Genomic DNA, 13,088 nt, shown 5'->3' on the forward strand with positions numbered 1-13,088 from the left:
CCGTACACACCGAGGTTGGGCAATGCAATGACGAGTATCGAGGCGCGCACCTATCATCACGGTGACCTCAGACGCGCGCTGATCGAGGAGGGCTTCGCCCGAGCGCGGACGGGAGGCCCGGCCGCGGTCACCCTGCGCGAGGTGACACGCGCCGCCGGAGTCTCGCCCAACGCGGCGTACCGTCACTTCGCCGATCGGGGCGAGCTGGTGCGCGCAGCTGCCGCGGAAGCCCAGCTCGCCCTCGCCCGGGCGATCCTCGCGCGGGCGCAGGCCGAGACAGGTGACGTCTCCACCGCCGCAGCATCCGTCGAGCGCCTCCGGTCCATCGGACTGGCCTACATCGACTTCGCCAGAGCCGAGCCGGGATGGTTCGAACTGGCGTTCGCTGTGCACGACCAGACTCCGAGCGACGCGATCGTGACCCTTGACGGCGAGGTGGTGGAGCCCTTCCGGCTGCTTCTGGATGCACTGGATGCGATGGTCGGCACAGGAGCCCTCGCTGCCGAACGCCGTCCGAACGCCGAGTGGGCGTGCTGGTCGGCCGTCCACGGGTTCGCGGACATCGCCGTGCACGGCCCGCTGCAGTGGCAACCGCCCGCCGTGATCGACGCGCTTGCCGCCGTCGTCGTCGAGGCGGCCATCGCGGGCGTGCGCGGAGCCGCCGCCGCATCCCCGCACCCGGATTCCACGGACCCCACCGTCGGGGAGAGCGAACGAGCGGGATCATGACCGCCCGGGAGCCCGCCTCAGCGGGTCAGCCGATGGGCCACTCCACGAGCACGAGGGTCTGCTTGGTGTCGGCGAGGGTCACCCAGCCGTCCCCGAAGAAGTAGGTCAACCCGTAGCCGTCCTCATCGGGGGCGATGGCCGTTTCCGGGCTCTCGGTGACGTAGAAGCCCCCCTCACCCTCCTCCCGCCGCCACCCGGTGCGCAGCAGCTCGGACTGCGCTTCCTCAGCCTGGGCGCGACCGATCGGCGCCCAGCCGAAGATCTGCACATGGTCCGTCGCCACCGAGTAGTCGCCCCACGTGCACTGGATGCCGCCGGCCACTTCGGTGCCGCCGATGCGGAAGACGTCGGCCTGTGCGGTCCAGCCGACCTTCTCGAAGTCGGCGACGGTGGCCGCCGGGATGATGGTCTCGCACGACGGCTCGCCGGGGTCGGCCGCATCGCCGGACGGCGTGGGCGCGGGGGAGGTCGGCACCGCCGTCGGAGGCGGGGGAGTGGTGGGCGTCGTCTCCGGGGCGTTCGGGGTCGAGCACGCCGCGAGGGCGGCGAGTGAGAGGGCGAGTGCGACGACCGCCGCAGGGCGCAGGAATTTCATCGGGCACTTTCAGTGAAGCGGGCGTCGGCGGCGTGGAGCAGATCGAGGAATGCGGCGTGGAGGATGCCGTTGGTGGCCAGCGACGACCCGGCGTCGAGGGAGTCGGTTCCGTCATACGAGCCGAACCGGCCACCGGCCTCTCGGATGATGGGTGCGACCGCGGCGACGTCGTACTCCTTGACGTCGAACTCGGCCACCATCTCCAGGCGCCCTTCCGCGAGCCACATGTACGGAAGCGCGTCGCCGTAGCCGCGGTCGCGCCAGACGCTGCGCGTGAGTTCGAGCAGCGCCGGGAGGTGCCCCGCATCCGCCCATTGTTCGATGCTCTGGAAGCTCACGCTCGCCTCAGGAAGGTGCGACACATCGGAGACGTGGATGCGGCGCGCCTGCCCGTCCGGGGTGTTCGTCCACGCGCCCGCCGCCTCCGCCGCCCACCAGCGTCGGCCGATCGCGGGCTGGCTCACCACTCCGACCACGGGGACGCCGTCGATCGAGAGGGCGATGAGCGTTGCCCAGACGGGGATGCCCCGCAGGTAGTTGTGCGTCCCGTCGATGGGATCGATGATCCAGCGCCGAGCGCTGGACCCACCGGCTCCGAACTCCTCGCCGAGCACCGCGTCGTCGGGGCGCTCGGCCGTGAGGATGCGGCGGATCTCGCGCTCGGTGGCCAGGTCTGCTTCGGTGACGAACGACGCATCGGCTTTCGCGGACACATTCAGGTCGGCCGCGTCGAAGCGTGCCATCGACACCGCATCGGCGGCGTCGGCGAGGCGGAGCGCGAGGGCGAGATCGTCGGCGTATGGGCCGCGCAGCGAAGGCGGCGAAGCGTCGGCAGGGGACACGTCGTCAAGGTTACAGGCGCCGGGATGCGCGATTGGCGGCACGGCTGATCGGGATGGTAATGTGATCCCTCGGTCCGCCCGGGTCTTCAGACCCCGGCCCGTCCGCACCTCTAGCTCAATCGGCAGAGCAACTGACTCTTAATCAGTGGGTTCTGGGTTCAAGTCCCAGGGGGTGCACGAAGCCCCGCAAACTCTCGCCAGTTTGCGGGGCTTCTTTCGTCACAGGGCGCACGCTCCTGTTCGCGGCGGCCGAGCCGGGGGTTATGAGGCCGGCGGACGCGTGGCGTCCATGACGAGATCGAGCAAGTGGCTCGAGCGTGCCTCCCACGTGGCATCGGTCTCTATACGCCACAGGAACCCGACCAGCAGGATCATCTCCTCGGCTTGGATATCCGGTCGCACGGTGCCCTCCGCCTTCCCGGCGTCCAGGAGCAGAGCGATGGCGTCCACGATCGAGCTGTACCCCTCCTCGGACAGCGTCTCCCGCATGGCGGAGTAAAGCGCGTCGGCAAGGCCGTGCTTGACCTTGCCGTAGGCCGCGAGCTGGTCGAGCCACTCGCGGAGTGCTTGGCGAGCTGGCCGTGAGGACGCCAGCTTCGGCGCGGCCTCCACCAGCGCACGTACGTCGTTCCGGTGGACTGCCATGATGAGCGCTTCGCGCGTGGAGAAGTGCCGGTAAAGGGTGCCCTGCCCGACCCCGGCCGCCTTCGCGACGGACTGCATCGTGGCATCTCCGGAGAGTGCGAGCACCGCGCGGGCGGCGTCGAGAATCTTCTGGCGATTCGCCGCAGCATCCGCACGCATGTGGGGCTGACTGCCGGCGTGATCTGTCGGCGGGGTCACACCAGCTCCTTCGAGTTCCCGGGCACAGGTCAGCCGGGGCATTGCTAAACGGGCAGCTGTCCGCTAACGTCGCAGACCGAACGGACACCTGTCCGTTTCGACAATAGTCTAAGCCACGAGCGTGGCGGACGCCAACGAAGAATCGTGGAACTCATGGATATGCACGACAAGGTCGCGGTCGTCACCGGCGGCAGTTCGGGGATCGGGCTCGCCATCGCGGAAGAACTCATCGCTGTCGGCGCCAAGGTGACCATCACCGGCCGCCATCCGGATTCTCTCGAGGCGGCGGCCGCGTCACTGGGGGATGCGTGTTCCGTCTTCACCGGCGACGTCGGCTCCCTCACCGACGTCGATGCTCTTTACGCAGACGTCAAAGCCCGGCACGGGCGCCTCGACATCGTGATCGCTAATGCCGGTGCCGGGTACCACGCCCCACTTGGTTCCATCACGGAGCAGGAGTTCGACCAGACCTTCCATACGAACGCGAAGGGCGTGGTCTTCACAGTGCAGGCGGCGCTGCCCTATCTCACGGCGGGTTCCAGCGTCGTGATCATCGGCTCGACCGGATCCATCAGCCCGCCCCGTGGCATGAGCATGTACGGGGGAGCGAAGGCCGCTGTGCGCGATTTCGTTCGGAGCTGGATCCAGGACACGAAGGGGTCTGGCATCCGTATCAACGTGCTCAGCCCTGGTGCTGTCGACACCGAGTCTCTCCGCGCCGCGATCGCCCGCGCCCAGGGCGAGCAGCGCGTCCAGTCGGAGGTCGACCGTATGGGCGCCGGCAGTCCCATCGGTCGTATCGGCCGACCGAGCGAGATCGCCAAGGCTGTCCTGTTCCTGGCATCTGAGGATTCGAGCTTCATCCACGGCGTGGAGCTGTTCGCCGACGGTGGACTGGCCCAGGTGTGAACAGCCAACAGGCTTGCGGGGAAAGGAAAGAACGCCATGAACGGGATTGACGGCAAGGTGATCGCCATCACCGGGGCCAGCAGCGGGATCGGGGAGGCAACCGCGCTTCTCCTGGCCGAACGGGGGGCCAAGATCGTCCTCGGCGCGCGTCGCGTCGAGCGGCTCGAGAAGCTCGCGGCCCAGATCATCGCGGCGGGTGGGGAGGCTGTGTACGCCGCGGTCGACGTCAGCAGTCGTCACGATGTCGAGATGTTGGTGGAGCTGGCCACGGCGACCTTCGGGCGACTCGATGTGCTTATCAACAACGCCGGCGTCATGCCCCTCTCCGCGCTGGATGAACTCCGGGTGGAGGACTGGGTGTCCATGGTCGACATCAACATCAAGGGGGTGCTGTTCGGCATCGCAGCTGCCCTTCCCGTATTCCGGTCTCAGAAATCCGGCCACATCATCAACACGGGATCCACCGCGAGCCTGAGGGTCGTGCCGACGATGGCCGTCTACGCCGGTACGAAATCCGCCATTCGCGCGATCACCGAGGGACTGCGACAGGAAGCGGGAGAGCATCTGCGTGTGACGCTCATCACCCCCGGGATGACGTCCACTGAGGCAGCCAACGCGGTGACCAATCCTGAGATCCGCGCAAACCTCCAGGGCACGATCGACAGCATGGCGATGCCCCCCTCGGCGATCGCGCGTGCGATCGCATTCGCGATCGAACAACCTGACGGGATCGACGTCGGCGAAATCGTCGTCCGCCCGACGGCGCAAGCGTGAGATCAATGACGGCGCTGGCGGGGCGAGTGCCGCTGCCGGTGTAGCGAGGGGCTCGCCTGCGAGAGGTCCGCGGGTCACTGCCCGGGTGCCGCCTCGCTCGCGGCGAGCCACGCCAGCATGACGGCCTTGGAGTTGCCGTCATCCACGCTGTCGCCGGGGAGAGCCGCCAGGGCCTCGCTCGCGGCGGCACGCGGGGCCGCACCGCCCAGCGCCGAATACATCAGCACGTACTCGCCCAGCGGGCCGCTGAAGGCCTGTGGGCCGGCGTCGGAGACGTTCACGGCGACGCGGTCGGGTTCCTGCCCCAGATAATCCAGCGTGACGGGGGTCAGCGGCAGTACCTGGATGCCGAGGATCGCCGACGGTTCCGGACTGAACCACGTGGCATAGTCGCGCTTGCCGCCCCACGTCAGCGACACGACGGGGTGGGTGAACCCGTCGGGGAGGGTGGCGGGGTCGGGCTCGAGCCAGAGGGCACGCGCGGCGGCCACTTCCGCCGACAGCAGCCATGCGGCGGTCTGCGCCAGCTCATCGTCGTCGCGGGTCTCGGCCCACAGCGCCAGGCCGTTCCACGCCGCGACCGCTTCGGAGCTGGACTCCTGGTTGTTGCCGTCGGCGAAGGGAGCCAGCCCGGACGCCCACGAGTGCCCGCGATACGGGTCGAACACGCGCAGGCGCGGGAGCGACTCCGCCGATGCACCGCCGGCGATGTCGGCGGCGAGAGCGTCCATCACCGTTGTCAGCTCAGCGGCCTTGTCCGGCTGGGCTGAGACGAGGGCGGCCGAGGCGGCCAGGAAGTAGCCGTAGTGGAAGTGGTGGTCATTGCCTTCCTCCGAGCCGAAGGACGGCGTCAGCCCGACGACGGTCCGCAATTCGTCGTCGTAGACGAAGCAGCGACTGTCACGTTCGCGGCAGCCATCCGCCTCCGCCCACGGTGCGAGCTCCGTCCACAACCGGTCTGCGACGCGTTCGGACAGCGCCGTGTCGCCGAGGTCGCGCGCGAGGGTGAGGAGCGCGCCGAGCCGGGCGAGGGCCTTGCCGCCGTAGTAGGTGTCCGCAGGGAGAGCGGGCGTCGCATCCAGGTCCGCGGCGACCTGCGCCAGGATGGCGGCGCGGGTGTCACCATCGATCGCCTCGAGATCGAACGAGGCGCGCGGCGAGATCTCGGGCACCGTCCACGTCAACTCCGTGCCGCGGCACGCGTCCGCCTCGCCATAGGCGGTGCGGAACGTGCCCAGCTCGCAGTCCGAACCCGCGCCGGCGTGGCTGGGGAAAGGCACGAGCACGGTGCTGTCCGTCCCGGCATAGGTCAGGGTGGTCGACGAACCCGAGGCGCTCGTGCCGGGCTCCACGCGCACCGCCTCGATCGGCGCGTCCAGGGCGTCGGCCCACTCGGTCACGTCGGCGCCTTCGGGCATGGCGAACCATTGCGCATGACCTCCCTCCGGGACGGTCAGCGTCTGCCCGTCCCAGCTGGCCCCGGCTGCCACGACCCCGAAGCTCGTTCCGTCTGTCGCGGCCGTCCACACCCCATCGCCGGCCGCGCGCAGCGGCGCGGCCGGAACCAGCGCGCTCTCGCGCGCAGCGGTGAAGCCCACGACGGGCGATCCCTCGGCGATGGTGACGTCGCCGACCGGAGCGTCGCCGTCCGACCAGCGCAGGGTGACGGACACGGGATCGGCCCGCACCGCCGCGAAGCGGTCGGCGTCCAGCCCGATGCGCAGCCCTCCGCCGAAGGAGGCGGCGATGGTCTTCTCCGTTGCGCTCACCTCCGGCAGGTCGACGGTGAACGCGTCGTCGTCGGCGGCGAAGGCGATGGGGAACGGGTAGACCGGCTGCGGTTCGGCGCCGAAGATCAGCCCGGAATACCATCGGTTGGTCGGCGGGATGAGATCCTCTGCCAGGCGGGCTTCGCCGATATCGGCCATCCGCTCCACGGGCAGCGCGGCGATCGACGCGGACGGCTGTGCGGCGTCTTCCCCGGCGGGGGCAGCCTCATCCGCGGGCGTCGCGGCGGTGCATCCGGTGACGGCGAGCGCCGCGACGAGCGCCAGCGCCGGCAACAGCCGGCGGGCGGTCATAGGCCGACCTTCCGGAGAAGATCGCGCACCGCGTCGCCGACCCCGGCCAAAGGCCCGTCTTCGCGCAGCTGCAGCGTCGCCTGCATGGGGGTTCCGGCCTGGAACATGCCTGTGGCGCTCTTGTCCGAGAGCTCCTCGCTGTCGATCCGCAGGGTCGACAGCGCCTCCCCGTCGACGGTCGTCACTTCGATGCCGACGACGGAACCCTGCAGTACCGCTTGGTTGGGAAGCAAGAGCTCGACGTCGCTTCCCTCGGAGATCCGGGCGTAGTCCCGTGCGGAAAGCTGGAACTCCGCTTCCACGAACAGCGAGGAATTCTCGTCGACGGTCGCGAGCATGCTTCCGGCCTGGGCGAAGCCGCCCTGCGGGACGGCGATCTCCCGTACGGTGCCGTCCACCGTCGCCGCGATGGTGGATGTGCCGTCCGCCGAGACACCGACCGCCACAGCGGGGTCCGCGATCTGGCCCGAGGCGATGTCGCGCTGCAGGTGCAGGCTCCGCACGTCGAAGAGCGGCTCGCCCACCGAGACCTCGTCGCCGACCTCGACGTATTGCCGGGTCACGATGCCGCCGTAATCCGTGCCGACCGGGAAGCTCTCCGCAGCGATCGTGGCGCTCGTGGAGAGGACGCGCTGCTGCCGCTGATTGAAAACGACCGTGAAGGCGGCCACGAGGACGAGCACGCACAGGATGCCTCCGGCCATTCTCAGCCGGTTCCCCCACGTCATCGGGCACCTCCCGCGGACACGAGGGTCGGTTCATCGGCGGTGGGCTCCGCCGCGACGGGGGCGAGCGCGAGCGGTCGTGCGACGATCGTCAGCGGGGCCGTCACGACCGGCGCCGCGGGGAGCCCGAGGCGTTCCTGCGGATGTGCGAGGGCGTGCGCTTCACGGAGCGCCGTCACCAGGAACGCCCCGAGGATCAGGGTGTTGGTGGCGTTCCAGGCCGTGGCGAGAGTGAGCGCCCCGTTCTCGACGTCGCGCCAACAGGCCACGATTGTCGTCAGCGCGAGGAAGACGAAGAACAGGGTCTGCGGGATGACGAAGTTGAAGGGCGAGCGGCGCGACGCCGATCCGGTGACGTGCCATCCGATGTCCCGCCCCAGAAGGACGTTCCACAGCGCCTTGACGTAGATCGGGAACGAGACCGTCGCCAGGGTCAGCGTCTCCCAGCGGAACGACCCCACGGCGAACCACGCGAGCAGGATCTGCATGGCGTAGAAACCGCCGTAGTACAGCGCCCACGTGAAAACGGTGGTCTCCAGCGTCATCGGCCGCAGGTCGAAGTAGATCTCCAGCGGCGGAACGAGCAGGAGCAGGAGCGGGCAGATGCCGGTGAGGTAGAAGGTGGCCGTCACCAGATACTGGATGCGCTGATCCATCGTCAGGCGACGCCGCAGGCCCAGCGGGTTGTGGCGCAGGAGGATCTCGAAGCCCCCCGTCGCCCAGCGCAATTGCTGCTTGCTGTACGCCTCGATGGTCTCGGGCGCCTCCCCGACCGCGAGAGCGTCGGCGAGGAAGACCGAACGCCAGCCTCGCTCGTGCAGGAGGAGTGACGTCCACACGTCTTCGGATTTCGAGTCGGTGTACATCCCGCCGACCTCGTCGATCGCCGACCGGCGGAATACCACGTTGGTCCCCACGCAGATCGCCGCGTTGAACCGGTTGCGCCCGGGCTGGACGAACCGGTAGAACACGGTCTGCATGTACGCGGCTCCGCGCGCGACGACCGTGTGCAGGTTTCCGTATACCTGCGGGGTCTGGACGAACGCGACGTCGTCGTGCACGAACAGCGGCATGGTCTGCAGCAGGAACGTCGGCACCGGAACGAAGTCGGCGTCGAAGATGGCGAAGAAGTCGCCTTTGGCCAGCGTCAGGCCGTGGTTGATGTTGCCGGCTTTGGCGCCGTGGGAGCTGAGCCGGCGTACGTAACGGGCACCGGCGGCTCCGGCCAGAGCCCGCACGTCGTCGGAGCGGCCGTCGTCGAGGACCCACGTGCGATGGGCGCCCTGCATCCCCACGGCGGCCGTGACCGTGCGCCGGACGGTGTCGAGGTCTTCGCCGTACACCGTCACGAGCACATCGATCATGACCGGCCTCCCACGGAGGTGGACCCGGTCGTCGCCGCGGGCCAGACGCGGCAGGAGGCGCGCGGCGGCCTCGTGCGCCGCGTAATCCCGGGGGTTGCGGCCGCTGGAGAGGATCGTCCACATCGACAGCAGCGCCTGTAGGACGAGAACGGACTCGGCGACGATGATCATGACATACGGCAGCAGATCGCCGCGGCTGCCCGGGGCGAGCAGGAACCCCGTATACGCCAGCACCCCGATGGTCGCGATCACGACGAGCAGGATCATGACGGGCGTCGGCTCCCCGCCCTTCTCCGGATGCTCCGGCGAGTGGCCGTGGCGGCGCTGGTGCGTGGATGAAATGCGTGCCATTGGGTTCCCTTCCCCATGGACGGCGGTGCCCCCATCCGCAGCGCCGTCGGCACGCATGGATCCCTACCCCAGGTTTCGTGCCCCCAGAGCCCGAAACGTTGGCTCCATGCTCCGCTCCTCCGGCGTCAACGGTGTTCCCCACGTGTGAACGCTGCGTGACGATCGCCTGTACGCGTCCTCAGCGGTCATGCCCAGGGGTGCACCAAGCCCCGCACCCTCTCGCGAGTGTGCGGGGCTTGTTTCGTCTCGTCGGGCGGCGCGGTGCGTCAGCTCCGGTCGACGACCACGTGCTCGTTCGGAACGACGTGGGTCATGGTGAGGCCGGACACATCGCGCGGGCCGTTATGGCCGAGGTTCTGCAGGCGCTGCATCTCTTCCTCGTTCAGCGTCTGGGATTGCAGCGGCGGAAGGTCCTTCACATCGTCCACGGTGATGCCCAGTCCCTCGCCGACGCGAAGGCCCAGCTCATCGTCGACCATGAGGAAGTGCCACACCATCCGCTGCTGGACCTGGGGCGTCGCCTCTCCGATGAGCGTCACGAAGTTCAGAACGAGGTCGTCCTTCTCCCACTGCTCCATGAGCTGGTAGCGCTGACCGGCCTGCATGTAGTCGTTCGTGCGAGGAATGCGGGCCCGTGTGAGGCGTCCGCTGATCACAGGACCCTGCTCGTCCTTGGTCGCGTACTGGGCTTCGCGCAGCCCGCCCATGGTTGATGGCTCGTAGTTGACGTGCGGGTTCTGGCCTTCGCCGAGGTCGACGCCGTACGACATCTGCCCGCCGCGCTGGTTGGTGGCCACCCGCGCGTTCTTCGGGCTGTTCACCGGCAGTTGCAGGTAGTTCGGACCCACGCGATACCGCTGGGTGTCGGAGTAGGAGAACGTACGACCCACCAGCATCTTGTCGTCCGAGAAATCGAGCCCATCCACGAGCACACCGGTGCCGAACGCGATCTGCTCGTTCTGATTGTGATGGTCGGAGACGTTGCTGGTGAGAGTCATCGTGCCGACCAGCTTCGGCTCGAACTCGTTCTCCGGCCACACTTTGGTGTCGTCCAGCGGGTCGTAGTCGAGCTCCGGGTGGTCGTCGTCGCTCATCAGCTGAACGAAAAGGTCCCACTGCGGGTAGTCGCCCGACTCGATCGCTTCGTAAAGGTCCTTGGACGCGTGGCCCAGATCGCCGGCTTGGATGTTCGCGGCGTCGGCCTCGGTGAGGCTCTTCACGCCGGCGCGGGGGAGCCAGTGGTACTTGACCAGGTGCGTCTCGCCCTGGGCGTTGACCCACTTGTAGGTGTTCACGCCGAAGCCCTGCATCGTCCGGTAAGTGGCCGGGATGCCGCGGGGACTGAAGAGGTTCACCAGCATGTGCATCGACTCCGGAGTCTGCGACATGAAGTCGAAGATCCGCGCCGGTTCCTGGCGGAAGGTGATCGGGTCGGGCTTGAGCGAATGGATGACGTCGGGGAACTTGATGGCGTCGCGGATGAAGAACACCGCGAGGTTGTTGCCCACGAGGTCCCAGTTGCCGTCCTCTGTGTACATCTTCACGGCGAACCCACGCGGGTCGCGCGCGGCCTCGGAGGAGTCCCGACCGCCGATGACGGTCGAGAGGCGGATCGCGAGGTCGGTCTTCTTCCCCGCCGTGCTGAAGACCTTGGCGCGGGTGTACTTCTCGATGGGCTCGTCGCCCCACTTGCCGGTGGCCTCGAAATGTCCGAACGCGACCGCGCCGCGCGCGTGGACGACGCGCTCCGGGATGCGCTCCCGGTCGAAGTGACTGATCTTCTCCAGGAACTGGTAGTTCTCCAGCGTGGCCGGGCCGCGGTCCCCGACGGTGCGGGAGTTCTGGTTGTCGTAGACGGGGTGACCCTGTCGGTTGGTCAGGATCGGGCGGTCCTCTTCGCTGGGTGCGGGCGGTTCGTTCGCGACATCGCTCATGGCGGGTCCTCTCGTTGGTTCCCTTCCAGCCTCCGCTGTCGCGGACAGGGTTCCACCCCCCTCGCAGACGATCTCACCCCGAGCTATAGTGCGGAGCCGCGCGGCCGCTGCGCGCAATCGTATGTACGGCGGGCGGGGGAGCATGGTGTACCGCTGCGTGGCCTGGTTATATCCAGAGGCGCACACAACCGGTGCGCCGTTTCCAGGAGGACCTCAGTGACTTACGCCCAAACCGACCCGACCGCCAACGTCATGAGGTTGCTGACGGGACTGGCCGACCCCCTGCTCCGTCCCGTGGAGGGCCTGCCCGAGGGTGCCCACGTGGTGCAGCTGGCCTCCGGCACCGGCGGGCTGAGCCTGACGCTGGCTCGTCGACGCCCGGATCTGCGGATCACGGCTATCGACATCGATCCGGCCGTGCTGACCGCCGGACGTGCCGAGTCGGACAGAGAGGGGCTCGGCGTCGACTTCCGACTCATGTCCATGGGCGCCCTGGAGTTCGAGGACGCCAGCGTCGACGCGGTCATCTCCCGGATGGGTCTGTTCCTGCCGGGAACGGCCCCGTTCGCTGTGGCGGCGGGGGAGGCCGCGCGGATTCTGCGCGCCGGGGGGCCGTTGAGCATCGCCACGTGGAGCGCCCTGGACGACAGCCCCTACACCCGGATCGGCATCTCCGTGCTGCGCCGGATCCTTCCGGAAGGATCGGTTCCCGACATGGACGCGCTGTTCCGCGAGGTGGGCGCACCTGGTGTCTTCGAAGGGTTCCTTTCCGAAGCGGGCTTCCGCGACGTCGAAGCCTCCTGGGTGCACTGGGACACGACGTATCCCGACTTCGGGGCGTGGTGGGAGTTCGACACCGGCTTCGGGCCACTCGCCGCGTTCTTCGGTGCCCTCGACGAGGAGCAGCGTCTCGCGGCGCGCCGCGCCATGCTCAGTGAGATGGAAGAGCACCGGACCGCGTCGGGCGGCTACGCCCTGCCGTCCACCGCACGATTCATCAGCGCTCGGCGGTGACGAGGCTCAGCCGCCGATCGACCGGAAGCGGCCGGGTGGGATGCCGTACTCGCGCCGGAAAGCGTGGCTGAGCGCGAACTCGGTGGAATAGCCGGCCTGGCGGGCGATCGCGGCCAGCGGGGCGTCGGTTTCGCGGAGCAGACGGGCGGCGTAGGACAGACGCCACGCGGTGAGATATCGCCTGGGTGGCTGGCCGACGGCGGCCGTGAAACGTTCGAGGAAGGTGGTCTTCGACACGCGGGCGATCGCGCTGAGCTCTGGAACCGTCCAGGCGTGGTCGGGGGCCGCATGAATGCGCCGGAGCACCTCCACGATCGTCGGGTCGGAGACATCCGCGGCCTCGGCGCTGCGGTTGTCCGCCAGCCATTGGCGCAACAGGTGCGTCAAGACCAGGTCGAGCAGTGCCGGGCGGGTGACCCGCGCCCCGGGACCGGTATCGGCAAGGGTCGCCCGCACCAGCGTCAACAGCGGGCTCAGCTCCGGATAACGGTCATGGTCGGGGGAGATCGCGATCACCTCGGGGAGAGAACGCAAGAGGTGCGGCACCGGGCCCTCGTGGAGCCGGTACGCGCCGCACAGGAACGCCGCGTCGGCCTTGGCCGGACCCGGGAAATCCTGCTTGGCGTCCGCGGGCGTCAGCTCGTGCAGCGGGCGTGGCGCGTGGCTCAGGCCATGCTCGGCCCCTGCAGGGGTGAAGACGACGTCACCGGGACGCAGGCGCCGCGGCGCCGCGCCGGAGACGGCCAACCACGCATCGCCCTCCAGGACGAGGTGGAAACCGGTTCCGGGAAAGGCGGGGTACCGCCAACCCCACGCTCCCGACTCCCGCACGGAGCATGCCTCCGCTCGCCCGATCCGAACGCCGCGGAGCGCCTCGCTGACGATGTCCACCTGCCAACGCTAACCGCCGAGCGTGAGCCACGGGCC

General features: G+C 68.7%; 12 protein-coding genes and 1 tRNA gene. 5 read left to right on the forward strand and 8 right to left on the reverse strand.

The genetic code is table 11. The features are described from left to right. The first annotated feature begins 27 nt into the window (after positions 1–27). Entirely contained in the window at positions 28–729 is a 702-nt protein-coding gene (locus AC4FS1_RS02520; protein ID WP_491152362.1) for a TetR/AcrR family transcriptional regulator, read from the forward strand. 25 nt (positions 730–754) lie between these two features. Here the strand turns inward: AC4FS1_RS02520 and AC4FS1_RS02525 are convergent, their stop codons facing one another. Then, a complete protein-coding gene (locus AC4FS1_RS02525) occupies positions 755–1,324 on the reverse strand; it encodes a hypothetical protein (protein ID WP_491152364.1) in 570 nt (189 codons plus the stop codon). Beyond that, positions 1,321–2,166 carry an inositol monophosphatase family protein gene (locus AC4FS1_RS02530; protein WP_491152366.1) on the reverse strand — a complete coding sequence of 282 codons (846 nt, stop codon included), beginning with the start codon at positions 2,164–2,166 and terminating at the stop codon, positions 1,321–1,323. Before AC4FS1_RS02530 ends, AC4FS1_RS02525 begins: the two co-directional genes overlap by 4 nt. A 104-nt stretch (positions 2,167–2,270) precedes the next feature. On the opposite strand from AC4FS1_RS02530, the gene AC4FS1_RS02535 reads away from it, so the two are divergent. Continuing rightward, a tRNA-Lys gene (locus tag AC4FS1_RS02535) sits at positions 2,271–2,343 on the forward strand. A gap of 84 nt (positions 2,344–2,427) precedes the next feature. Here the strand turns inward: AC4FS1_RS02535 and AC4FS1_RS02540 are convergent. Then, positions 2,428–3,009: a TetR/AcrR family transcriptional regulator gene (locus AC4FS1_RS02540; protein WP_491152367.1), complete on the reverse strand. Its 582-nt coding sequence runs from the start codon at positions 3,007–3,009 to the stop codon at positions 2,428–2,430. Between the two features lie 153 nt (positions 3,010–3,162). Here AC4FS1_RS02540 and AC4FS1_RS02545 point away from each other — a divergent pair, with 153 nt between their 5' ends. Both AC4FS1_RS02545 and AC4FS1_RS02550 read left to right on the forward strand, forming a co-directional pair. Further along, entirely contained in the window at positions 3,163–3,918 is a 756-nt protein-coding gene (locus AC4FS1_RS02545; protein ID WP_491152368.1) for an SDR family NAD(P)-dependent oxidoreductase, read from the forward strand. Between the two features lie 36 nt (positions 3,919–3,954). Next, complete coding sequence (locus AC4FS1_RS02550) at positions 3,955–4,692, forward strand: SDR family oxidoreductase (RefSeq protein ID WP_491152369.1); 738 nt, start codon at positions 3,955–3,957, stop codon at positions 4,690–4,692. Between the two features lie 74 nt (positions 4,693–4,766). Here the strand turns inward: AC4FS1_RS02550 and AC4FS1_RS02555 are convergent, their stop codons facing one another. The 4 genes from AC4FS1_RS02555 to AC4FS1_RS02570 all read right to left on the reverse strand — a co-directional run bounded on the left by AC4FS1_RS02555 (position 4,767) and on the right by AC4FS1_RS02570 (position 11,147). Continuing rightward, the gene (locus AC4FS1_RS02555; protein ID WP_491152371.1) at positions 4,767–6,773 is read right to left on the reverse strand and encodes a glycosyl hydrolase; all 2,007 of its coding nucleotides are present in this window, start codon (positions 6,771–6,773) and stop codon (positions 4,767–4,769) included. Further along, positions 6,770–7,477, reverse strand: coding sequence for an HlyD family efflux transporter periplasmic adaptor subunit (locus tag AC4FS1_RS02560; protein WP_491152372.1), 708 nt, complete (start codon positions 7,475–7,477; stop codon positions 6,770–6,772). Before AC4FS1_RS02560 ends, AC4FS1_RS02555 begins: the two co-directional genes overlap by 4 nt. A 20-nt stretch (positions 7,478–7,497) precedes the next feature. Beyond that, positions 7,498–9,213 (reverse strand): glycosyltransferase family 2 protein, encoded by a 1,716-nt coding sequence (locus AC4FS1_RS02565; protein ID WP_491152373.1) that lies wholly within the window; start codon positions 9,211–9,213, stop codon positions 7,498–7,500. Between the two features lie 266 nt (positions 9,214–9,479). Continuing rightward, the gene (locus AC4FS1_RS02570) at positions 9,480–11,147 is read right to left on the reverse strand and encodes a catalase (protein ID WP_491152375.1); all 1,668 of its coding nucleotides are present in this window, start codon (positions 11,145–11,147) and stop codon (positions 9,480–9,482) included. Positions 11,148–11,363: 216 nt separating this feature from the next. Between AC4FS1_RS02570 and AC4FS1_RS02575 the strand changes: the two genes are divergently transcribed. After that, a complete protein-coding gene (locus AC4FS1_RS02575; RefSeq protein ID WP_491152376.1) occupies positions 11,364–12,161 on the forward strand; it encodes a class I SAM-dependent methyltransferase in 798 nt (265 codons plus the stop codon). A 6-nt stretch (positions 12,162–12,167) separates the two neighbouring features. On the opposite strand, the gene AC4FS1_RS02580 is transcribed toward AC4FS1_RS02575, so the two are convergent. After that, positions 12,168–13,052: an AraC family transcriptional regulator gene (locus AC4FS1_RS02580; protein WP_491152378.1), complete on the reverse strand. Its 885-nt coding sequence runs from the start codon at positions 13,050–13,052 to the stop codon at positions 12,168–12,170. Positions 13,053–13,088 lie beyond the last annotated feature (36 nt).

The sequence above is a fragment of the Microbacterium sp. Z12_35 genome, from assembly GCF_058310475.1.

Coding starts and splice junctions, on each gene's coding strand:
- AC4FS1_RS02520 (WP_491152362.1), top strand. CDS start 28: ATGACGAGTATCGAGGCGCGCACCTATCATCACGGTGACCTCAGACGC.
- AC4FS1_RS02525 (WP_491152364.1), bottom strand. CDS start 1,324: ATGAAATTCCTGCGCCCTGCGGCGGTCGTCGCACTCGCCCTCTCACTC.
- AC4FS1_RS02545 (WP_491152368.1), top strand. CDS start 3,163: ATGGATATGCACGACAAGGTCGCGGTCGTCACCGGCGGCAGTTCGGGG.
- AC4FS1_RS02550 (WP_491152369.1), top strand. CDS start 3,955: ATGAACGGGATTGACGGCAAGGTGATCGCCATCACCGGGGCCAGCAGC.
- AC4FS1_RS02555 (WP_491152371.1), bottom strand. CDS start 6,773: ATGACCGCCCGCCGGCTGTTGCCGGCGCTGGCGCTCGTCGCGGCGCTC.
- AC4FS1_RS02560 (WP_491152372.1), bottom strand. CDS start 7,477: ATGGCCGGAGGCATCCTGTGCGTGCTCGTCCTCGTGGCCGCCTTCACG.
- AC4FS1_RS02565 (WP_491152373.1), bottom strand. CDS start 9,213: ATGGCACGCATTTCATCCACGCACCAGCGCCGCCACGGCCACTCGCCG.
- AC4FS1_RS02570 (WP_491152375.1), bottom strand. CDS start 11,147: ATGAGCGATGTCGCGAACGAACCGCCCGCACCCAGCGAAGAGGACCGC.